22 protein-coding genes and 1 pseudogene are annotated in these 22,718 nt (G+C 41.5%); 10 read left to right on the top strand and 13 right to left on the bottom strand.

All coding sequences use genetic code 11. The features are described 5' to 3' along the window. Window position 1 precedes the first annotated feature (1 nt). The 5 genes from IPH70_05270 to IPH70_05290 form a co-directional block, all read right to left on the bottom strand. Complete coding sequence (locus IPH70_05270; GenBank protein QQR63878.1) at window positions 2-274, bottom strand: HU family DNA-binding protein; 273 nt, start codon at window positions 272-274, stop codon at window positions 2-4. 241 nt (window positions 275-515) lie between these two features. Then, window positions 516-2,030, bottom strand: coding sequence for a ribonuclease Y (gene rny, locus IPH70_05275; protein QQR63879.1), 1,515 nt, complete (start codon window positions 2,028-2,030; stop codon window positions 516-518). A 167-nt stretch (window positions 2,031-2,197) separates the two neighbouring features. After that, on the bottom strand, window positions 2,198-2,674 hold the full coding sequence (locus tag IPH70_05280; GenBank protein QQR63880.1) for a RecX family transcriptional regulator: 477 nt from the start codon (window positions 2,672-2,674) through the stop codon (window positions 2,198-2,200). A 14-nt stretch (window positions 2,675-2,688) separates the two neighbouring features. Next, a complete protein-coding gene (recA, locus tag IPH70_05285; protein ID QQR63881.1) occupies window positions 2,689-3,705 on the bottom strand; it encodes a recombinase RecA in 1,017 nt (338 codons plus the stop codon). A 46-nt stretch (window positions 3,706-3,751) separates the two neighbouring features. Further along, window positions 3,752-4,684, bottom strand: coding sequence for a UbiA prenyltransferase family protein (locus tag IPH70_05290; protein QQR63882.1), 933 nt, complete (start codon window positions 4,682-4,684; stop codon window positions 3,752-3,754). Between the two features lie 15 nt (window positions 4,685-4,699). Between IPH70_05290 and IPH70_05295 the strand changes: the two genes are divergently transcribed. Together IPH70_05295 and IPH70_05300 are read left to right on the top strand one after the other, a co-directional pair. Beyond that, complete coding sequence (locus IPH70_05295) at window positions 4,700-5,818, top strand: hypothetical protein (protein QQR63883.1); 1,119 nt, start codon at window positions 4,700-4,702, stop codon at window positions 5,816-5,818. 8 nt (window positions 5,819-5,826) lie between these two features. Continuing rightward, window positions 5,827-6,744 (top strand): hypothetical protein, encoded by a 918-nt coding sequence (locus IPH70_05300; GenBank protein QQR63884.1) that lies wholly within the window; start codon window positions 5,827-5,829, stop codon window positions 6,742-6,744. Window positions 6,745-6,830: 86 nt separating this feature from the next. Here the strand turns inward: IPH70_05300 and IPH70_05305 are convergent, their stop codons facing one another. Both IPH70_05305 and IPH70_05310 read right to left on the bottom strand, forming a co-directional pair. Next, window positions 6,831-7,835 (bottom strand): AI-2E family transporter, encoded by a 1,005-nt coding sequence (locus IPH70_05305; GenBank protein ID QQR63885.1) that lies wholly within the window; start codon window positions 7,833-7,835, stop codon window positions 6,831-6,833. Window positions 7,836-7,903: 68 nt separating this feature from the next. After that, entirely contained in the window at window positions 7,904-8,452 is a 549-nt protein-coding gene (locus IPH70_05310) for a ComF family protein (GenBank protein QQR63886.1), read from the bottom strand. Between the two features lie 366 nt (window positions 8,453-8,818). On the opposite strand from IPH70_05310, the gene nrdR reads away from it, so the two are divergent. The 5 genes and pseudogenes from nrdR (at window position 8,819) to IPH70_05335 (ending at window position 14,145) form a co-directional block, all read left to right on the top strand. Further along, window positions 8,819-9,265, top strand: a complete 447-nt coding sequence (gene nrdR, locus IPH70_05315) for a transcriptional repressor NrdR (protein QQR63887.1) — start codon at window positions 8,819-8,821, stop codon at window positions 9,263-9,265. A 128-nt stretch (window positions 9,266-9,393) separates the two neighbouring features. Beyond that, window positions 9,394-11,821 (top strand): annotated as a pseudogene (locus IPH70_05320) (adenosylcobalamin-dependent ribonucleoside-diphosphate reductase). A 131-nt stretch (window positions 11,822-11,952) separates the two neighbouring features. Next, window positions 11,953-12,462 (top strand): cob(I)yrinic acid a,c-diamide adenosyltransferase, encoded by a 510-nt coding sequence (locus tag IPH70_05325; GenBank protein ID QQR63888.1) that lies wholly within the window; start codon window positions 11,953-11,955, stop codon window positions 12,460-12,462. Between the two features lie 159 nt (window positions 12,463-12,621). Next, window positions 12,622-13,743: a hypothetical protein gene (locus IPH70_05330; GenBank protein QQR63889.1), complete on the top strand. Its 1,122-nt coding sequence runs from the start codon at window positions 12,622-12,624 to the stop codon at window positions 13,741-13,743. Between the two features lie 9 nt (window positions 13,744-13,752). Then, the gene (locus tag IPH70_05335; protein QQR63890.1) at window positions 13,753-14,145 is read left to right on the top strand and encodes a hypothetical protein; all 393 of its coding nucleotides are present in this window, start codon (window positions 13,753-13,755) and stop codon (window positions 14,143-14,145) included. 90 nt (window positions 14,146-14,235) lie between these two features. On the opposite strand, the gene trxA is transcribed toward IPH70_05335, so the two are convergent. Beyond that, on the bottom strand, window positions 14,236-14,559 hold the full coding sequence (gene trxA, locus IPH70_05340; protein ID QQR64429.1) for a thioredoxin: 324 nt from the start codon (window positions 14,557-14,559) through the stop codon (window positions 14,236-14,238). Window positions 14,560-14,581: 22 nt separating this feature from the next. On the opposite strand from trxA, the gene IPH70_05345 reads away from it, so the two are divergent. Beyond that, on the top strand, window positions 14,582-15,556 hold the full coding sequence (locus tag IPH70_05345) for an acyltransferase (protein ID QQR63891.1): 975 nt from the start codon (window positions 14,582-14,584) through the stop codon (window positions 15,554-15,556). On the opposite strand, the gene IPH70_05350 is transcribed toward IPH70_05345, so the two are convergent. The 3 genes from IPH70_05350 to IPH70_05360 all read right to left on the bottom strand — a co-directional run bounded on the left by IPH70_05350 (window position 15,537) and on the right by IPH70_05360 (window position 18,935). Next, window positions 15,537-17,195 carry a SpoIID/LytB domain-containing protein gene (locus IPH70_05350; GenBank protein QQR63892.1) on the bottom strand — a complete coding sequence of 553 codons (1,659 nt, stop codon included), beginning with the start codon at window positions 17,193-17,195 and terminating at the stop codon, window positions 15,537-15,539. The two genes, IPH70_05345 and IPH70_05350, sit on opposite strands and share 20 nt — an antisense overlap. Before the next feature lie 92 nt (window positions 17,196-17,287). Beyond that, window positions 17,288-17,746, bottom strand: coding sequence for a hypothetical protein (locus tag IPH70_05355; GenBank protein QQR63893.1), 459 nt, complete (start codon window positions 17,744-17,746; stop codon window positions 17,288-17,290). 571 nt (window positions 17,747-18,317) lie between these two features. Continuing rightward, window positions 18,318-18,935, bottom strand: coding sequence for an RNA ligase partner protein (locus tag IPH70_05360; GenBank protein ID QQR63894.1), 618 nt, complete (start codon window positions 18,933-18,935; stop codon window positions 18,318-18,320). 152 nt (window positions 18,936-19,087) lie between these two features. Between IPH70_05360 and dnaA the strand changes: the two genes are divergently transcribed. Both dnaA and dnaN read left to right on the top strand, forming a co-directional pair. After that, window positions 19,088-20,461 carry a chromosomal replication initiator protein DnaA gene (gene dnaA / locus IPH70_05365; GenBank protein ID QQR63895.1) on the top strand — a complete coding sequence of 458 codons (1,374 nt, stop codon included), beginning with the start codon at window positions 19,088-19,090 and terminating at the stop codon, window positions 20,459-20,461. Between the two features lie 107 nt (window positions 20,462-20,568). Further along, window positions 20,569-21,672, top strand: a complete 1,104-nt coding sequence (gene dnaN, locus IPH70_05370; protein ID QQR63896.1) for a DNA polymerase III subunit beta — start codon at window positions 20,569-20,571, stop codon at window positions 21,670-21,672. A gap of 87 nt (window positions 21,673-21,759) precedes the next feature. Here dnaN and IPH70_05375 read toward each other — a convergent pair whose 3' ends face one another. Both IPH70_05375 and IPH70_05380 read right to left on the bottom strand, forming a co-directional pair. After that, window positions 21,760-22,209 (bottom strand): site-specific integrase, encoded by a 450-nt coding sequence (locus tag IPH70_05375; GenBank protein QQR63897.1) that lies wholly within the window; start codon window positions 22,207-22,209, stop codon window positions 21,760-21,762. After that, window positions 22,191-22,625 carry a site-specific integrase gene (locus IPH70_05380; GenBank protein ID QQR63898.1) on the bottom strand — a complete coding sequence of 145 codons (435 nt, stop codon included), beginning with the start codon at window positions 22,623-22,625 and terminating at the stop codon, window positions 22,191-22,193. Before IPH70_05380 ends, IPH70_05375 begins: the two co-directional genes overlap by 19 nt. Window positions 22,626-22,718: the final 93 nt, after the last annotated feature.

Below are 22,718 nucleotides of genomic sequence, written 5' to 3' on the forward strand. Positions count from 1 at the left end.
ATTATTTGACCATTCTCTTAAGAGACTTACCTGCTGTAAATCCTGGAGTCTTGGTTGATGGAATCTGAATTTCTGCACCTGTTTGTGGGTTACGACCCTTACGAGAAGCGCGTCGTCGTACTACAAAGGTACCGAATCCAGTCACAACTACTTTTTCACCTCTTTTCATGGCTGCGGAAATTGATGAGAATACAGTGTTTACTGCATCCTTCGCTGCCTTTGAGGTAAGTCCTGCTTTTTTAGCAACCTGTGCTACTAAATCTGCTTTTGTCATTTACAATCACCACCTTTAGATTGACCTGAACTGTTAATTAAAAACTATGTTTTTAGATTAGCTGTTGCAACAGCGAATCACGAAAAGAATAGTATTTTTTTACTGTTGTGTCAATCTATATTTAATTGATCTTAGTAGATCAATCCAAATCAAAACAGGAATGAAGTTTGGAGCATATGGGAAGGCAGTTGAAAATACGGATGTTCAAACGATATACGCTATACGAAATACGATATACGAGCTATATTTTCGTCACTGCCTCGGCGCGTGATTCACGTATAATCGTGACCTTAATCTGGCCTGGGAAGACGTCGAACTTTTTCTCAAGCTCTTCTCTGATCTTCTGTGCCATTATTGTCATCTCGTCATCTGATACTTCGTCTGGTCGTACGATGACTCGAAGTTCGCGGCCAGCCTGAAGAGCATAGGCATCTCTTACCCCTTTTTGGCCTCTCGCAGCCTCTTCAATCGTCTTAATTCTTTTGAGGTATTCTTCAAAATCCTCATGACGTGCTCCCGGTCTTCCTCCAGATACTGCGTCCGAGATATACACGATAACTCCCTCTACGGAAGTAAATGGTGTATCTTCATGATGTGAGGCAATGGTATCAATGACCGCTTGGGGGAATCGATGTTTTTTTGCAAACTCTACTCCTAGAGTGACGTGATTTCCACCTTCTGCAGAATCGATAACCTTTCCAATGTCGTGAAGTAGACATCCGAGTTTTACCACATTTACATCGGCTCCAAGTTCTTGAGCAATGCCGATACCGATCTTTGTTTCTTCAAGAGTGTGAAGAATCATGTTCTGACCATATGAGTATCTGTATTTAAATTTTCCCAATGCCTGTGTGACCTCAGCTGGAAGGTTGTAGACGCCTACCTTATGTGCAAGCTCCTCTCCGGCCTGAAACATTATTCGATCTAACTCCTTGCGGACCTGAGACACTATCTCCTCTATTCTTTGGGGCTGAATGCGACCATCTCGAATCAATCGCTCAAGTGAAATTTTTGCGATTTCTCGCTTAACTGCATTGAAGGAAGAGAGCTTAATAACGCCTTCTTCCTCAAGATCGACGTCAACTCCAGTTGCGAGCTCGAATGATCTAATGTTTCTTCCGTCTTTTCCAATAATTCTTCCTTTTACATCGTCGCTTGGAAGAGCAAAGGTGGAAAGAGTGTATTCGGCCACGTAGTCAGTAGCACCATGCTTCATTGAATCTACCAATATGTCTTTGGCTTTTGCCTCTGCAATAATCTTTATTTCTTCTTCGGCAGCCTTAATGCGTTTCGCAATATCTCCTTTTAACTTCTCCTCCCAACCAGTCAAAAGAACTTGCTTTGCCTCATCTTTAGACATTCCCGCGACCTTCTCGACCTTCTGAAGAAGAGTATCTTTCGCAGTCTCTAGATCTTTGCGGAGCTTTTCTATAGATTGCATCTCTTTTTCAGAGTCATGCTCCTTCTGACCCAAGAGCTGTTCACGTTTGACAAGCTGCTTCTCTAATTCCATAGCGTCTTGTGTGAGCTTGCGCGATTCCTGCTGTGCTTGTTCCTTTATTCTGTACGCCTCGTCACGTGCGCGCTGTACCATAGCCTGCACATCAGGAGTTGGAGCAACTGGACGCTGTGGTTGTTGCTGAACTGGCTCTGGTTGAGCCTCACGTTTAGCCGAAGAAGAAGTCTCTTTCGCATTCTGTTTTTCAAGATTTTCTAATAGTTTACGTAGGAGAGCCTCGAGTGCTGCGGTATTCATATGTTTAAAAATAATAAGGAGAAGGTTGTAGGAGAATGATTACATTAAGCTCTCAATAAATCGCCCATCACTGTGCGAGAAACGGTAGAGTTAATAATGTAGTCCATACTCATGAATACAATCTTCTAAAATAGATAATAAAGAATAACTTACTAATACTCTCAATTTTACTCTTTTCCCTCCAGATCTGCAATCGCTCTTTTGATTACGCCGTAGTTAAATCCCTTCCTTTGAAGATAGTTAGCCGATCTTTGGAAGCGCTTTTTTTCATTCTCATTCTGAAACTTCCTCCACTGAGACCGAAGAGCTTTTATCGCTGCCTCATATTCGTCGACCATATTTTCATCAAAATAAAAAGAGATGACCTCGTTTGGCACTCCTCGCACTCTCAGCTCATTTTTTAGTAACGCTACTGATTTTTTTTTGGAGCTACTCCTTATCTCCATAAACCATGTCATAAACTCCTTATCGTCTATTAGTTTTTGATCAACAAGCTTCATTATTGCTTTATTAACAGATTGTTCGGTGTAGGAAAATTTCTTAGCTTTTTTGTCAAGATATTTTTTCATTTCATCTTCGGTTCGTGGTCTAAATCGAAGATAGAAATATGCGAAGTTAAGAAGTCGGGAAACCTCAGTGTCCATTTTAAAATTACAGTTTATTTCTTTATGCTCTTTTTCTCGAGTTCATCGACTATATGTTTGCGTAGCTTTTCGTCCTGCATGAATGTTTCTTTTAGCTGCTCTTTGCCCTGTGCGAGAACCTTTTCTCCCATCTTTAGGAACGCTCCGCTCTTTGTGATTATTCCCGCTCCAATTGCTGCCTCGATAATACTCTCATCGCGATCTATACCAGCGCTATTTATTACAAACTCAGCTTCCTTGAAGGGAGGAGCCATCTTATTCTTCACGATCTTGACACGATGTCTAGAACCATAGACCATGTTATTTTTTTTGAGTGTCTCTATTTTACGTACGTCCATACGAACCGATGCGTAAAACTTTGTAGCGAGTCCCCCTGGAGTTGTCTCTGGATTTCCAAACATAATTCCAATTTTGAGTCGGAGCTGATTTGTGAAAAGGATCGTGGTTTTAGATTTTGAAACTACGCCGGTAAGTTTACGAAGCGCCTGCGACATTAATCTTGCCTGAAGTCCCATCTGCGCATCTCCCATCTCGCCTTCAATCTCTGCACGAGGAACAAGAGCCGCAATCGAATCAACGACAACTATGTCGACTCCACCTGAACGAATGAGAGCCTCTACAATCTCTAGAGCTTGCTCTCCGGTGTCTGGTTGAGAAATCAAAAGATCGTTCAGTTTCACTCCAAGAATTTCTGCCCAGACCGGATCAAGCGCATGCTCCACATCAACGAATGCTGCTATACCTCCTGCCTTCTGTACCTCAGCTATTACAGATAAGCAGACCGTTGTTTTTCCGGACGCCTCTGGTCCGAAGATTTCCAAGATCCGTCCTTTTGGAAGTCCTCCTATTCCCAGTGCAACGTCAAGTGGAAGGATTCCGGTCTTAATAACGTCGTCGGGGTGTGGGGCTGGTTTTTCTCCAAGTCGCATTATGGAGCCGCGTCCAAACTGTTTTTGAATTTGCTCAATAGCAAGATTTACAGCCTCATTCTTTGGGCTAAGTTTCTCATGAGCTTTTTCTGAAGTTTTCATCGCCCCTATTTTTACACTCTTTTACAGTAGTTTGCAAGAAGAAAATTTAGAGAATATAAAGAAGTAAAATAACGGTCAGTCCCCATAGTACCATCGTAGCGATAAGTGGTCTGTCCTTTGTAATTGTTTTTTCTGGACGCTCCCCTTCTGATTTATCGTATAGGAGCTGTGCATAGCGAGCGATACCATAAACCACAAATGGGATCGTCACCATCATCCATTTTCGTGCCTCAAACTGAGGAACAATTTTATTAAAGAACTCAGAAAATCCGGTGTTTTCACTCGATATTCTTTCAAAATATGTATAGAACGAGTACGCGAGAATTGTAGATGTCGCAAAGGTTGTTGTAAGAAAACCAAGGAGATGTTCTCGATATGAGACTAGCGCTGCTCTTGCCTCTCTCCCAAAGTTTGCGAGCTCAGCATCTCGTTTAACCGTCGCGACAAACAACGAACCAAAAAAGATCGTGAACATAAGCCATATTGGGATTGAGAATCCAGTTGCTACGACTCCTGCAAAGGCTCGTATCATAAATGAAAACGATATGGAAAAAATATCGATAATTGGGTGTTTTTTTAGATAGAGCGAGTAGACCACATGTAGAGCTAGAAACAGTACCGATATGAGAAAAAACTGAACAGAGAAAGTAAGAGCGAGCACGAGAGAGATAATTACTAAAATAAATACAGTGAAGGTTGCTTCCTGTATCGAGATCTTTCCCGACGCTATTGGTCGAAATCTCTTTATCGGGTGCTTTTTATCATTTGGGTAATCAATAATGTCGTTAAATACATATGAAGTAGATGACAGCAAACAGAATATAAAAAAGGCTCCAATCGTCTCGATTAAAACTGGTTGATTAAACAACTCGCCTGAGAAAATGATCGCAGTAAATACAACTAGATTCTTGATCCACTGATTAACGCGAAGCGACCTCATTATGAGTAGCAGTCTGTTGTCCATGTTCACATCTTGCATTATACTATAAAAATTATGTTTCCTAGGCGCCCCTACCTTGTCATTCCCAAGCTAATTGAACAGCCTACATGGGGCGGAACATACATCCCAACGGCAAAACAGTGGAGCGAAAAAAAAGGTATTGTAGGAAAAAAGTTTGGTCAAAGTTACGAGCTTTTTGGCAAATCCAAATTTCGACTCGACGTCACCTCAACCGACGACCCATCCTTCATTCCAGAAGTTGGTAATCCAGATAATGACCGCATCGCTCCTCTTGCCTTAATAGAGGGCAGGCAGTACTGCGGACTCACAACAATTACCGCTCAACCAGTACCTATTCTTATAAAACTAACTCAGGCCCTCGGCAACTCCTTTCAAATTCATGTTAAACCTGGCGCCGTCACCGATCGATGGAAACCAAAACCTGAAACCTGGTTCTATTTTGAAGATGGTATGGCGACTTGCGGTCTCGCCGAAGGAGTAAATATCGATGCTTATAAAAAATGCTGTGAAGAGATTAATTCTTTTATGTTGATTCTAAGTAAGCAAGTTCAGGAAAAGCAACTCTCTCTTTCTGAGGGACAGTCGCAGGCAAAAACATTTATTCAAGAAAAGAATCCGTGGCAGTATGTAAACACTATCCAAATAAAAAAGGATGAAGTTGTCGATATGTCGGCGGGTGGCATTCATCACTCTTGGGAAGAAGATCGAGAAAAATATCCTCTTGGAAATGTTCTGTATGAAATTCAGCTCGATGCAATGGATCCTGTCTCCACGCTCCGTTCCTTCGATCAGGGCAAAATAAAAAACGACGGATCGATTAGGCCAATTCAGGTCGACGAGTACTTCAAGTTCCTCGACACAGATCCTGGACACAACAGAACGGCAAACATCGTTTCTCATCCCGATGGTACCCTTATCTGTAAAACTCCTCACTATTCACTCGACCGACTTAAAGTCTCATCGCCGATAAAAGAAACAACTTACAATTCTTTCGTCCATCTTTTCGTAAAAGAAGGCACCGTTAAGGTTCTAGCTACTGACGGTGAAGTGATAGTTGGTACGGGACACTCTTGCTTCATTCCACAAGAAGTTGGCGAGTATAGTTTGGAAAATATTGGAGAATCTTGTACCGTTTTAAAGACGTATATATAATAAGCAATATGAAAATACCAACATTAGATGAAGTCGTACTTCAGGCTTTGGATTTTTTTATAAAAACTCCTCCACCCACTTTAGATATAACTAAGATTTCATTTCCGTTTGTTGTGGGGAGCGGTAATGCGAGCCATACAGGGAAAATTATTTTTTCAGGAAGATCTGCAATTCTTAGTGACGAAACAACATTTAAATCGTTTACCAAGTCTTATGCAGGTGCTGTTAAACAAAAACTTATTAAAGACGCTGTTATTATTTCGTCCTCTGGGGAAAAAGATTCGGTATGGGAAGTTGAGCTTGCGAAATCCTTAGGTTTAAAAACCACGCTTCTCACCTGTAAGCCAAATTCCACAGCAGCCAAAATCGCAGATAATGTTGTCGTATATAAGAGTATTGCCGAACCTTATACCTACAACACTTCCACATATCTTGGGATGATTCTTTCAACAACCAACGAAAGTGCTCAAGATATAAAATCTTTTATAGAAGCTCTGCAGATTCCAAAAAACTTTTCAACTTACGAGGCCTATGCTTTTGTGCTTCCCGATGAATATTCGAATGTAGCCCCAATGATTGAAATCAAACGAGATGAGTTATTTGGTCCGCATCTTATGATTCGCGCAAATTCTCAAGGCTTTTCAAGACATGCGAAGTTCGTTCATCCATGGGAAAAGGAGCTGGTTATATCGATCGGTAATGAGAATCCGTACTTTGGCCACCCAGACCACCGTTGGTTTATACCTCTCCCCCAGAATGCAGGATTCGGTCTAATCAAAGCAATGACTTATTATCTTTGCGGACTTTTACAAAGAGATAAATATCCTTATTTTATTGAAAATGTAGAAAATTTCTGCAATGACTACGGACCAAAAGCCTATGGGGCACCTCAGAAATTTGATGTGATTGTAGCTGCAAATAATTAATAGATTGTAATTACCGTAAGATTAACGCAGATTACCCGCAAACTATTCCCGCAGATTTAACGCAGATTAACCGCAAGCACCACGACCTACGCAGTTTGCTCCGACTTTAGCCTCAGGTTAGCCATTTCATTAATTACCGTCTCTATACAAAGAGTTATAGGGATGGCGAGAAGCAAGCCTAAAATACCTCCGAGCTTGCCTCCAATAATGAGAGCTGTGAGAGTAACGATGGGGTTTAGTCCTACTGCACGTCTCATTACTACTGGAACTAGGACCTGGTTCTCTACTTGTTGAATGATGAAGTACAGTACAACTACACTTAAACCAGCAAATATATTCTGAGAGGCTGTCACGATAAAGGCGGGTACAGCAGAGATCGTCGGACCTAAAATTGGAACAACTTCAAGTAGTCCTGCAAATACCGCGAGTGGAAGAGCGTATCTCACTCCAAGAACTGTAAGCCCTATGTAAGTTACGAGTCCGATTGACAACATCAGAATTAGTTGACCCCATAGCCAAGCCCTCATCCTAAGTTCTGCTTTTTCAAAAATCTCAGAGATGGTGTCAGCATTTTTTTTATCAAAAAATTTCATAAGTAAACGTCTAATTACATGTTCTTCAATTAGGAAATAAAAACTAAAGAAAATTGTTGAGATTAGAAAAATTACGTTTGAAAATGTACTTTTTACAAAATCAAACGCCCCATTCGTGACACTAGATCCGTACTGAGAAAATAAATTTTCACTCAGCTTTATATCGCTACCTAGCTCAATATTTTTAAGATAGTCTGGGAAGTTTTTGAATAAGACTGCTGATTCCTTGGCAACTGGGGGGATCAGCCATGCAAATAAAGATCCTATCCCGATAATTGTAAGAGCAAAAACAACAAGAGTTGAAGCGACACGAGGAATTCGTAGCTTTTCAAACCAAGAAACAACCGGGTTGAATGCGCTCATGATGATAAACGCAATGATGAACGAAAATAAAAGCTCACGAACAACCCATACAGCCTGTATCAGAACCAGAAAAACTACAGTAAAGACGATGGTCTTAGCTGATATCTCTATTTTATGCACGTGTTGATCCTTCATATATATACATATAGTACAACATCTATTAGTTCTTCGTTCTTCGTTCTTAGTTCTTCGTTCTTAGTTCTTTACCCATGCCCAAGAGAGAAGGCGTACACACGCTTTACCCCCGCTCTTTTTAATACCTCGGTTGCGGACCTAATAGTGGATCCTGTCGTGATGACGTCGTCGACCAACATCACCTCGGAGGGAAGAAGCTTTTTTTTGACCTTAAAAGCAGAGGTCGTGTTTAGATATCTTTTTAGTTTCGATTTCAATTGCGCCTGTGCGGGAGTATTGCGGACTCTTTCCAGAAGATCTATAATCTCAACTTCCGGTCTGAGCGATCGCATAAACTTACAGATTATATCTGACTGATTAAAGCCACGTGCGCTCATCCTTGAGCGATGGAGAGGTATTGGGAGTAGCGGAAGAGTCTTAAAGGGGGACCTAGATGAAAAGAGGAGAAGTCCGGTTGGAGTTATCGATAAATTCAAAAGTTCATTCAGCGCTTCTTTTGCCAGTCTGTACTTTGCGGTCTTCAGTAGCTTTTTTAAAAATGGATTATATACGTATAGTGAAACTACCCCATCTAGACCAAAGTTTCTCCTACATGAAGGGTGAGTAAAACCATACAAACTTGGCTCCCTACACTGAAAACATCTCTGTTTTTCACTAAATATCAGTCGGTTTTGACAGTTAAAACAGATGAAGCTTCCTATGGCCCCACATCCAACGCATATCTTCGGAAATAGCAAATCCTTGATAAAATGCATGAAATAAAAGACATCTTAATAATAGAGTTACAGAACAACAAAATCAATCAACTTCGTTCAAATAAATTAGGGCACTTCCTGACGGAATCAACACAAGTTGCAAATTTGAGGCTAAAAATTGACACTGATGTGGTTTATGGGTAGTTTGATACACTATTTATACTACAATTAGTGCTTGACAAGTGCTCGGTACACCATATATATTGTTTTTGCGCTATAATATTACTTATGATATGTCCGTTTTGTAAGAACGCCGATACAGAGGTCATAGAGACAAGAGTGTCAGAACAGGGTAATGTTATTCGCCGAAGAAGGAACTGTCCTAAGTGCGAGAAGCGTTTCACTACCTATGAGCGAATAGAGGAGATTCCGATGCTAGTTATCAAAAGAGATGGTAAGCGAGAACGATTTAACCCTGAGAAATTAAGAGACGGAATTCTAAGAGCTACGGGAAAGACAACGGTCACCGCAGGGCAGATTGATGAAATAGTTTCAAATGTAGAGTCTGAGATGAGACAAAAGGATGAGACCGAGATCGACAGCAAGATAATCGGAAACTTGGTTGCTAAGTACCTTAAGAAGCTCGATAAAGTTGCGTACATCCGGTTCGCGTCGGTATTTAGACGCTTTGTGGACGTAGAAGACTTTGATAAAGAAGTACAAAAGCTTAAGTAATTGCTTTTTGGTTATAGCGTTATATTTACATACATATAGCACTACAGCAAGATGACAATTGTAGGCGATAAGGGCGACCTAAAAATATCATTGCGACAATTATTAATTTTAGTATTATATAAACCCTTATGAAACTCACCGGAATCTCACAAAAAGCATTCCTCGATCGATATTCGTTAAAAGATAAAAAAGGTAAACCTGTTGAAAAGACACCGGACCAAATGTGGCGTCGAATTGCAAAGTCAGTTGCCGAAATTGAAAAAAAACCTGCACGAAAACGTTGGGAAAAGGAGTTTTATGATGCTATGGACAACTTCAAGTATGTCCCAGGCGGACGAATCTTAGCCGGTGCTGGTACGGGATACGATGTAAGTTTTTATAACTGTTTTGTTATTCCATCTCCAAAAGATTCACGTGGAGGCATTTTAGACACTCTAAAACAGATGGTTGAGATTATGGCTCACGGAGGTGGAGTAGGAATCAATCTTTCATCACTTCGACCAAAAGGCGCTCGTGTTAGAAAAGTAAATGGTTTCTCCTCAGGGCCTATGAACTGGGCTGAGCTTTTCTCACTCGCCACTAAGGATATCATTCAGCAGGGAGGAACCCGACGCGGCGCTCTTATGCTTATGCTGTGGGACTGGCACCCTGATATTGAGGAGTTTATCACCGTTAAGCAAGATCTGAATAGAATTAATGGAGCCAATCTTTCACTCTGCATTTCCGATAGCTTTATGGATGCGGTAAAAAAAGATGCTGATTGGCCATTGGTTTTCCCCGACGTCACAGATCCTGAGTACGATGAAAAATGGAACGGCGACCTTGAGGTCTGGAAGAAGCTAGGAAAAAAAGTTAAGGTGCAACGAGTTGTGAAAGCTCGCTATATCTGGGATCTTATTGCGGAGGCAGCATGGAAGTCTGCAGAACCAGGAGTAGTGTTTATGGAACGCTACAACAAGATGCACAACAACTACTACTGGAATCGCATCAACTGCGTAAATCCGTGTGGTGAAGAGGGTCTCCCAGCATGGGGAGTCTGTAATCTTGGCTCAATTAATCTATCGGCCTTTGTAAGTGGCAACGATATTGATAAAAAGGGAGTCTTTGACTATAAAGAACTCAAAAAGACAGTTGCTCAGGCAGTGCGTTTTCAGGATAACGTCGTCGATATGGATCCGTATATATTTGAGGGGATCCGTGAAACACAGTTGAATGGAGAAAGAAGGATTGGACTTGGCACAATGGGCCTTGGGGACACATTAATCAAGATGCACATTAGATATGGATCACCCGGAGAGTCTCGAGTTCATTGAGGAAATCTATAGACTTATTAGAGATGAAGCGTATAGGGCATCTATGGAAATCTCCCGTGAAAAAGGTTCGTTCCCTAAGTTCGAACCAGTTCCATTCTCTAAAGGTCTTTTCATTAAACAGCTACCTCAAGATCTACAGACTCAGATTAAAAAATACGGAGTCAGAAACTCTGTAATTTTGATGCAGGCTCCTACTGGAACAACGGCTCTCGTAGCCAACACTACCTCAGGAATTGAGCCTGTTTTCGAGTATGAGTTTACAAGAAAGTCCCGTCTTGGCGAAGACATTATCAGACATCACCTATACGATCAGTGGTTTAAAAAGCACGGTGAAGCATTCAAGAAAGGTGAGATCGAAAAACCAGAATACTTTGTATCCGCAAACGATCTTTCACCTGAGGACCATGTAAGAGTTCAGGCTATTATTCAGAAATACGTTGATGCCTCTATCTCAAAAACGGTTAACGCTCCCAACTCTCAAACAGTTGAGGATGTTAAGAGGATCTATACCTTAGCCTATGATCTTGGCTGCAAAGGGATTGCATATATGAGAGACGGATCGAGACAGGGCGTCTTAATAAGGAAAGAGGAACCAGTCGCAGTAAAAGCCGTTGAGGTTTCGACTACTCCACAGTATGCGGTTCACCCACGACCTATGGTCGTACAGGGCTCAACCTATCGTATGAATACCCCCGTTGGAACCGCCTTTATCACCATTAACACAAATGGTGGTGGGGAGCCTCTTGAGGTCTTTATTAATGTGGGCAAAGCCGGAACAGATGTCTATGCGATGGCAGAGGGATTGGGCAGAATCGTCTCATTAGCCCTTCGTTTTTCGTCACATCTTGCTCCTCATGTACGAATTAAGGAGATAGTTGATCAGTTAGGTAGTATTGGTGGAGCTCGTGCAATGGGCTTTGGGAAAGAAAGAATCAAAAGTCTTCCTGATGCTGTTGCCAAAGCACTCGCGATGCACTATCACCTAGGAGCCTATGCTGAAGCCCCAAATGCAAATGGTCACAGTAATGGAAATGGCCACGTTACAAATGGACATGGGTCTAATCATGATGAGCCGAAACTTGTAACTGAGGTTACTCAGCCGATGCTTACAGCTGTTGCTCCAGTACCACCGCCAGTCGTCCACACTCAAAGCTTTGATATATGTCCGAGCTGCGGTGAAGCCTTATTGGCTCATGAGGAAGGTTGTACCAAGTGCTATGGATGCGGATTTAGCGCATGCTAGAGTGGTTGAAAAGTTATGAAGGTTGTAAAGTTAAAAAGCTTGTTAACTGGTTAATTAGTTAGCCGGTTAACCAGCATACTCACAAACAAACCTTTAAAAACCTGTAACTTTCTGAACTTTTAAAATTATTTATGGCTATTTATACGCGTACTGGGGATAAAGGGACGACCGGTCTCTTCGGAGGGAAGAGGGTCTCCAAAGCTAGTGTGCTGATTGAGGCTGCGGGAGTAATTGACGAACTTACAACGTATGTGGGTTATGTTGCGCAAGCAATTCCCGGCGTTGAAACACAAAAATCTTTAGTAGAAATACAAAAAGATCTTTACAGAATAATGTCGGTTGTCGCCGGAGCAAATATACCTATAGCGTATCTCGAGGGTAGAGCCAAAGATTTTGAACTAAACATAGATAGAATCACGCTAAAGCTGTCAAATCTCAATAGCTTTATATTACCTGGTGGAACCAAAGATGCGTCCCTATTTCATATCCTTAGAGTATTGACTCGCAGGGCAGAAAGAGCAGTTGTTTCGGCAAAATCTGACGCTATAATAATTCAGTACTTAAATCGGTTATCCGATTTATTTTTTACATTAGCACGGAAATACGCAAAAGGAAAAGAAATTAAAATAAAAACTTTGTAAATGCTGGTTTGGGGAATCCCGTGTAATTCGGGAACAGTGCCGCTACGGTGATGCCGGTGGTCAGCAATCAGGAGTCAGATCTCAGAACTGACGACTGAAAACTGAAAACTAGTTAGTCCGACTACCAAACAAGCTCAAAACCCCGAGCAGGGAATATATATGACAGTAGAACAAGTACGACCTCGCGTCGAAGAAGCTAAGCCTCAGACAACCTCAGATATTTTTAAGTACTACAGCGTTCCCAACGAAATCGCGTTTCTTGACAGAGTTCGTCAAGGTGGTGTTGGCCTGCAAGATTCTGACATATATGTCCAGGAAAATGTCGAGCGCTTTTTAGGAGAGTTTGCGGGGCAGGTCCCTTACACTAGAATTTCATATCTGCAGAAGGACGGCCTACTAAAGTATGCTGGAATGGACCTTACCGAATCGTACAGGAGTACTAGCAAAAACAGTGATAGGGAGCTTGATGAATGTATCGGGTATGAAAAAATTCAGGCAGGATTTGGAAACGGCGCTCATACGGCTGTGTGGATTAGCCCACCCAAAATCGCGGACTACGGGTTTGTATTCTTCTTTCAGAGAGACCCACAAAATCCAGAACATGTCCGTGAATTCATACTTAGATATAATGAGCGTAAGGGCGATCTGGCAACGAGCCAAAAGATTCTGGACAGGATCGATCCACTCCAGTCGTTCTCAACAGATAGAGATTATCTGCAGCGGCCACACATATTTTTCGAACAAGACGGTAACCATCCAACTCTACAAACTATCATGGCTGGTGTTGGAATTTCTTCCAAGCAGATTGAAAGCTCCAAACAATTTGAAGAGCGAGTCCGCGCCGAACTTGGTGGCTGGACCAATCAATATTCTCAAGCAGTTTCTCATGGAGATGTTGATCTGGCTAAATTAGTACTCCGATCGATTTATAACCGAGCATGCGAAATTAAAAAAGAGATCGATGGTGGTGCGGGCACATATGCTCCACCTAGGGCGCTTCCTATTGACGGCACTTTACTACACTTTTATGCGAAGCAGGAAAGACCAGTGAGTCAGGGGAGCTGCCCTGTCTCACAAACCAACTTTGAAGATCCTTTTAGTCCAACCTCTATCATGGACCAACTCGTTGCAGGAAATACACTAAACAACGTCGTCACGGAGACTCAACATTTCACATGCCCAAACTGTAATCACAAAGCAGATGGACCCGTAGGCGATCAGTGTCCTTCATGCAGTATTACCCGCGCTCAATGGGCAGAAAAGGGCAATAAGGTCTGTTAAGATGAAAGAATGGATGACTCTCACACGCCACTAAAAAATCCTTTGATAAGCACCCCTACAAGCGGTAAGGAGACGGAACCTGCACCACACCAACCTCAAGAAATGATGGAGCCGATACGAGCTCCTGAGATTGGTCCCGAGGTATCTGCATATATTGAACAGCGAGACAAAATGACAGTCCCTCCCGATCTTAAGAGTATGGGAGTTCGGGCAGCCGATAATGTTCATGGATCTACAGGTCCAGCATTCCCAATATCTGACGAAAAGATTGAGGAAGGTCTTCACCAACCGGTCAACTCTTCATGGAGATGGCTATCGGAGACTTTAGTCTATCACCTGAAACAACTTCATCTAACAATTAAGAAAGTACACGGCCACATAGTACGAGTTGCACGCGGCTAATGTCGTATATCGTATAAGGTATTTGGTATTTTGTATAAAATCCCACGCAAAAACATACGAGATACGTCATACGGTATACGAAATACGAGTTTATGAAGATTTCGCTTTTTGAATTTCTTTTAGGAATCCTTCTTTACCCATTGCACCAACGAACTGATTTACAACCTTACCATCCTTGAAGACGATGAATGTAGGAATGGAAAAAACGGAGAACTGCGACGCCACTTCAGAGTTCTGATCAACATCGATCTTTACAAAAGAAACGTCCTTAACCTCCTCAGATAACTGCTCGATAATTGGCTCTGTCATCTTACATGGCCCACACCAAACTGCATGAAAGTCTACAAAAACAAAACCTTTTCGATCTAGTACGTCTTGTTTAAAAGTTGCCTGCGTTATATCCTTCGTGCTCATATCCTTTATACTAACATTTGGCATGCAAAATCGCAATAACCAAATAGACATTCTTAGAGGTTTCGGCATCATGGCCATGATTCTAATTCATGTCACGGCGTGGCATAAATCAGATGTCATAGCTTCCAGTTTATGGAACATTTCACAGTTTGCCGTGCAGGTATTTATCTTCTGTTCTGGTTATCTTTTTTTCCTTAAAGAGGGAGCCGGAACAACCATTCATTCCTTAGGCTATTTCACAAAAAGAGCTACGCGCCTACTTATTCCTTACTTTGTCTTTCTTGTTTTTTATCTGCCACTTGAGTTTATTGAGGCACCAAAAAGATTGTCTTTAACTTACGTGTTAAAAAGTCTCACTCTCACCGGAGGAACAGATCTCAACTGGATAATTCTTTTATTTTTAATACTCGCAGTCCTCATGCCTTTGCTATTATTTCTTCTTCGCAAACACCGCTTTATGTTTTTCATCTACCTTCTCTTCGCCACTTTCTCTGCTGCTTTATTTTTAAAATTAGAAATTAAAAATTACAAATTCATCGCATGGCTTCCTTGGTCTCTCATGATTCTCGTATCGTGGTTTTTTGTTAAGTTTCATAATCGTCTGACACTGCTCTATGTATTCATTTCCAGTACGGTAACCGCGCTCATATTATCCTTTTATCTTTCGGTTCAAAATCATTCATTGGTATTTTTTGATAATAAGTATCCGCCAAATCTTTACTATCTTCTGTATGGAGTTGCATGGATTTCTGGTCTCTGGTTTGTTTTTAGCTTTATAGATCTGGAGAAAAAAAGATGGGACATTGTACGCATCTTCAGCGTTAATTCCTACTCAATATATTTCATTCATTTCTGGATCTTTACATTTATTAGGGTCGTTCTAAAGTCAGATCTTCACTGGGGATATTTATTTGCGATAGTTATGATCTCATCTGTTCTGGTACAAAAGACCTTTAACGCATTCGCCAAAGCTAGGACTACCTTGTCTCCACGTTAAATAATGGTCCGACAATCTGAATATTTGCCGGTGCTCGTAGATTAAACCAGCTCTTAAATTCGTCGCCAGAGGCAGAAATACCGCCACCAGAGACTGAATTTGTCCTTCCAAATCCAAAATCTGCGCTAATAGAGATGCTTGTTACGCTTTCTACCGGCGAACCTCCTTTATTTTGTAGTTCTTGCCTAACTTTTTCTGGGCTCCATACCTCACCCCCATAAGGATGGGGTTTGTCTGGTTGATAGAGGTGGTCTTTTGTTCCCGAATCACGACGTACAAGCTCGATAACATTAAATATGTCTGCAACTTCCGATGGCTTAAGCCACGCGGTGTTAGAGTAGCTTCCTCTAGCTCCCCAGTCGCAATAAAACCAGGGAGAGGATTTGTCGTAGGCATTGGATTGTAGATCTGAAAATCCTCCTGCAGATCCTGTTGTTGTGTCGGTTGCATGTTTAGTGAACGACGTGGAACCTCCCCAAACTTCAGCAGAAGAAAAAACATATCCTCCGTGTGTGGAAGCAAACCATGCTTTTATAGGGCTTCCTCCTTGAGCCGCAACCTTGCCGCGAGTTGCTTCTACTGCCTGTGTCCAACCATCGTTTCGACCACCCGGGTCGCTAAAAACCTGACAGCTTTCGGTTGAGCAGATAGATCCGGAGCCATTGTTGGTATAGGCTAATGCATAGGAGCGAGCGGCAACTGCTTGCGCCTTAAGCGCTTCCTGCGGCCAGCTCTCTGGCATCTCGCGTATTCCCTTCATATAGTCTTCTAGGTCATACTCGCTGCCTCCTTCGACCCTAATGCGAACACCGGAAACATCTTTTATTTCATCAAAATTAAAATAAGCTCGTAGTATCGTGTCGTAAGACTGACCCGCTTCTGCTCGACCTTTCGCGCCGTACTGATTAAGTCCAACTCTATGTGGTGCGCCGAATGAAAAGAAAGCGACCGCAGGGGAGAAGCCTGGGTCAACACTTCGATCGTCAGAACATCCTCTTGCAGAGGTTCCTGCAGAGCGCGGAATATTAAGAGCTGAAAGTTTTGCTGCAACGAGAGACTGCTGCTGTGCTGAGAGTTGAGCTATTTTCGATCTAGTGCTCGCAATCTCTCCCTCAAGTAATGAGCTTTGGCTGTCGAGTTGCTTATTGATTGCGGCCAACTGTCTCTTTTCATCAACTAGCTTTTGCTTTGTATCCTCAAGGTTCTTTATGTAAAGGACTATCTTAACAATCGCATTTCTATCTTCGTCAACCACTACTTTTTGGTAAAAGAAGTTTTGTAGAGAATCGGAAAAGTTTTCTCCAATTAATAAACCTATAAACGCAGATCCGCTTTTTTTAATGTTTTTGTAATATGAGCGAGCTCGCTCATCAAGAAGGGTTTTCTGATGCTCTAGATCCTTTTCTCCTTCGGCAACCTCTCTTTCTTTTTTAGCAACCTCAGCACTAATGAATCCCACTCGAGAACGTATGCCGCTGATTTGTTTGGCAATATTGGACTTGTCCGACTCTTTACTGTTTAGGTCTGCAGTTAAGGATGCCAGCTGTTTGGTTATGTCGTCCAGCTCATCGGCGTGAATCGATATAACTATTCCGAAAAATAGAACCATGCACAGTAAGATCTTGAAGAACTTTGACATGGTTTCATTATATCGCGTATCGTGTATCGTGTATCGCGCATCTCAAGAGCGTCCTTGCGTTAAACGTTACGCGATTTGCGTTTCGCGACGTATTAGTTTTTCTTTCGAAGATATAGTCCGCTCCCTAGGGCAGAAACAAGAATGGGGAATAGGATCGTAGGGGATCCTGTTTGTGGAATTGTCTGCGGTCTAGTTGCTACAGAGTTTGTTGAATTGTTGGAGCCTGTGGTTATGGCTCCTCTGACAACTCCGTCACTAGTCTTTACTGTGGTTTGGGTTGCCGCTTGCCCTGAGCTTGCCGAGGGGGTTGGGGTTGTTTTTCGTGCGAATAATGACTCGAAAAATCCCTTTTTCTTGGTATTTGACCCTGAGCTTGCCGAAGGGTTGGGGGTAGGCGTGATAAGTGCAACTTTTGGAGTAGGAGTCGCCTTTATATTTCTGAAAGCTATCAGTTTATCCGATAGATTTATTCGTGATCCAAATACAAACAGAAACACTAGCACGACAATGAGTCCGAGAATGAAGGAAGTTGCTTTATTAAAACCACTCATGAGAGTATTATAACACTATAAGATAGATTATTCAATGTCCTCAAGTATTACTCCTTAATTTGCTACTATATAAGTATGAATAACAACCCACAGAACATCTTCACCTGGCAAGCTCCGCTGAGGCCATTCATAAAGAGAAGTTCGACTGTAATTCGTTTTTATATAGCCCTAGCCGTACTCGTTTCAGTGATTCTCGCTTTCTTTGGAGATAGAATTATTCTCATTCCGGTCTGGGCACTTTTATTTATTTTTTACGTTTTTACGGTAACGCCACCGCAGGAAATCACAAATAAAATTTCTCGGTTTGGAATTGTCACGAGCGGCAACACGATACGCTGGGAGGATCTTTCCCACTTCTTCTTTACTCAGCGGTTTGGATATGATATTTTGGTCCTCGTAACGCATGCGCCATATTTGCATCATTTCTATCTTGTCATCCCCAATGAAGAAGTAAAAAAGATCGTAGCCGAGTCTCTGTCGTCACATATCTTATTCCAAGAACACCCCCAAAAGACGCTAACGGATAAGCTAATTGAGTGGTTTTCACACCTCGTTCCCACTGAAGAGTTTGTCACGAACTCAGTTTCCGAGCAAAAACATCCGCCATTATCTCCTTCACCCCAAGTAGTCGACCCCATCGCTTCACCCCTTCATCAGTCGTTACAATATACGCAGCTTCCTCCTTCGCTAACACAATCAGATCTAGGTCAGCAAGGCTATCAAGAAAGCCAGCCCGAGTCGCCTGACGGTAGCGATCGCGCAATCCTTTAATATGCTTTCCGATCGTCATCTGGAACTCTTTCTTCGGAAGAACTTCCTTTCCCATCATCTGTGTAGCTATGGCCTCGAATTCTTCCTCAGCGATCTGTAGGCCACGATAGCTTCGCTTGCGTATATCGTCCACCAACTCATATAGGAAATGAAGAGCGACTGGATTCTTGCCTAAATCCGGTGATTTGACAGTAATTTGCTCGAGAAATGACTTCATTAAAGGCTCTTCTTTGTTTTCAAAAAAACTCATTATCTCGTCGATGATTCTTGGTGGCATATAAAATTCGGCTGTTTTCGCAGCCCTTGCTTCTTTCATAGCTTTAGTAAGCCCTTCCATAACAACATTGGTTGTGTTCCCGAAGCCCAGATTAGCATCCATATTGAACAATAGATTAGTATCTAGTACGTATTTTTCCATATAAGTATGATAGCACAGATGTAATTTCAAAGCTCAAATGTCAAATAAAATCTGAAGCCAAAAGCTAGAACTTTTAAATTTTAGGTTTTTAAATTTATTTGATATTGGGATTTTGAGTTTAATGCAGTTTGATGTATTGCATAATTGTGTATATGTCATTATTATTTGTGCATAAGTTATCCACATATACAATGTCTGAGGCTGAATGGAACCAATTTTTACTTTCTTTAATCGAGGGAGCTGATAAAAACCCTGTTCTTTTCTCTATTCTTAAGCAGGTCTCTCTGTTGTCGGTAAGCGAGAGGTCGGTAGTACTCTCAACCGACAGTCAAGGGTTCTTTATATTCATTCAAAAGCGCGTACCCGAGATTGAGGAGAGACTGTCTCTTTTTACAAAAAAAACTCTTAGCATTGAGGTTGTTGTCTCTACTACTCAGGAAAAAAAGATGAAAGAGGCGCCTCTGCTGTCGTTTGAACCGTCCCAAGAAGATGTCTATCGAAAGGCTGGACTTAACGGAAAGTACTCTTTCGATAACTTTGCGGTTTCAGGTTCAAATCAGGTAGCGTATGCGGCAGCACAGGCCGTAGCAGATAATCTTTCAAAGGCATATAACCCACTTTTTTTGTATGGTGGGGTGGGTGTAGGGAAGACGCACTTAGCCCAAGCCGTTGCGAGTAAAATTTTGGGAGACGACCCTCAAAAGAGGGTTGTTTTTAGTCCGGGAGAGCAGTTTACAAACGAACTGATCGAATCTATTCGTGAAAAAAACACAGCAAAATTTCGTAAAAGATATAGACATCTAAACCTCTTAATCGTTGACGATATTCAGTTTATCGCAGGTAAAAACACGGTTCAGGAGGAGTTTTTTCACACCTTTAATGCGGTTGTGTCGGGCGGAGGGCAGATTATTTTTACCTCAGATCGTCCACCTCAGGACATTAAAAACTTAGAAGACCGTCTTCGTTCGCGTTTTGCAGGCGGACTAACTGTCGATGTTCAGCCTCCAGATTTTGAATTAAGAACGGCAATTCTTCTTATTAAAGCTAAAGAGAAGGGTATAGAGCTGGGAATTGATCTGGCCAGAATTATAGCCGAGCAGGTATCCGACTCCCGCTCACTAGAGGGTACCCTTCTCTCTATATACGCCCGAACTCTTGGCAGGGAGGAGAAAATAACTCTTACTGTGGTTGAGTCTTTCTTCCATACGGAAAGTGAGGTGCGCCCTAAAATTAGGATTACCCCTCATGAGATACTTAATGTTGTTTGTTCATACTACAACATCAAACAATCTCAGTTAAAAAGTCCGATCCGCTCAGAGTCACTATCTTTACCACGACAGGTTACTATGTTTTTACTTAGAAGAGAGTTAAATATGAAACACCAAGAGATAGCCAACTTACTTAAAAGAAGAGACCACACTACTATTATGCATGGGGTTGAAAAGATAAATAAAATGCTCGTTAAAGACGATTTTTTTAAGAAAGAGGTTGATAGAATAATCCAAACCCTCCACCTCTCCACATAGATTACACAAACTATCTACATGCTAAAAGGCGGTGTTTGTCTTGTCTTGAAAATGAGAACTGTTTTTTATACACTTATCCCCACGTACTACTACTACGAAGTTTATATATGAAAATAATTTTAGACAAAGAACAATTACTGAATAACGTCCAGATATCCACACGCTTCACGTCGAAAAGACTCTCAACAATACAATCACTACAAGGAGCTATGTTTACCATCGAAGGAGACAAGCTCACAATATACGCGACAGACCTAAATACCAACTTTAGCTCAACAACAAAACTAAAGACAACCTCCAAAGAGAAGAAGTCGTTTGTAACCGATCCCAAAAAACTTGCTGAATTCCTCGCCTTACTAGCACCAGGAGACATCGTACTTATAGTTGAAGAAAAAAAAATTACCATACAGAAAGAAAAAAACCAAGGATTTTTTAACATAATGGAAAGTGGCGACTTTCCATTACCACCAAAACTAATCGAAAAACCAATAGTTCTAAAAGCCGAACAATTTAAAAAAACACTTCCACTTGTTTTATTTGCTGCATCAAGAGACGAAGCAAGACCGGCTTTATCCGGCGTAAACTTTGTATCCAGTGATGGGGAGCTTGTTACAGTAGCCACAGACGGATTTAGACTGTCTTTACTTAAAGAAAAAAATACACAGAAAGTACCTTCGATGTTGGTTCCTAGAGTATTTTTTGAGGAGGTATTAAGTGGGCTTAAGGAAGAAGATGAGATTAACTTTACAACCTCCGAAAAGGAAAAGATGGTTAAGTTTTCAACCCCTACGAAGGAGTATTACAGCCGAGTAATTGAAGGGGCGTTTCCTCCCTTTGAAAAGGTTATACCAACCGAAAAAAAACAAACAATTATCACAGATCGAGAGGAACTATTAAGAAACATTAAAATAGCGTCGTTATTCGCCCGTGAACAATCAAATATTATTATTCTTAAGGGTGAGAAAGGCGTGATTCAAATACGTCCAAAAACCGACAACAGTGATGAAAACACCTCAACTCAAGACGCAGAGATTGAGGGAGACGCTATTCAAGTAGCGTTCAACGCAAGATTTTTATTAGATTTTCTCCAGAACGTATCAGGTAAAAAAATAACCATTGAGCTGCTCAGATCAGACGCCCCTACGGTATTTAAGACGGATAATCAGAAAAACTTCATCCATATAATTATGCCCGTTAGGATTCAATCCTAACCACGTATATCGTATAAGGTATTTGGTATTTCGTATAAAATTCCACGCAAAAACATACGAGATACGTCATACGATATACGAAGTAGTTTAGAGTTCCTCTATCTTATCTTTCTTATGGGGGGTTTCTTTAACCAAGCTTAAGAAACGCTCGGTTGAAGAAAGACGTTTGTGGCCAACTATTTTAGCAATATAGTCTATAGAGTATCCAGCCATGAGTTGATGCGCTATAAAGGTATTTCTAAAGTCGTTGATAGTGGCATTTTCTATACCAACCTCCTTAAAACACCTCATAATTATCTGGCGAACATTTCTAATAAGCAAACCTTTACCCGTACGAGTCACAAATAGTAAATCGTCAGGAGATGTCTGGCTGCCTCTTACTGCTAGATAGTCATCAATGGCTTTTTTAACAGATGGACTAAGGGGAACCTCTCGCCCAGAGCTCTTACCATAGCCTCTCACAACTAAAGCGGAGTCCTTAACATCCGATACGCAGATACTTGTAAGCTCACCAATTCTCACGCCGGTTTGGAGCAATATCTCAACAACGGCATAGGTTCGAGGGTCTTCTTTGGCAACGTCCTAATTGCACGGTACTCTAATTTACTAAAAATACGAGGCGGTGTCTGGATATATTTTGGGTGAGAAACTTCTAGGGATGGATTTTGTTCAATTATATTTGAGCTCTTGAGGTGCCTAAAAAATGTGCGTATTGAGTTGAGCTTTCTTGAGGCGGATTTTTTAGTGTAGTTTTCGGTAATTAACTTAGCGATAAACCCTTCAATTTCAGGTTTTTTTACATCGCGAATATCATTTATCTCTCTTGAAGACAGGTATCCGATAAACTGCTCTAGGTCCTTTTTATATGCAACTATAGTGAAGCTAGATTTGCCCTGAGACTGTAGCTGGGCAACAAACTTTTCTACAAGCGCTGGGAAGATATATCCATCCATATTAGCCTATAATATATCATACCTATGGCTAAATTTCAATAGCTCGTAGTGATCCTAAGTATATCCTACTACCTAATGTTATAGGCATAATCT

Source organism: Candidatus Roizmanbacteria bacterium (genome assembly GCA_016699265.1).
GTDB lineage: Bacteria > Patescibacteriota > Microgenomatia > UBA1406 > GWC2-37-13 > CAZLQR01.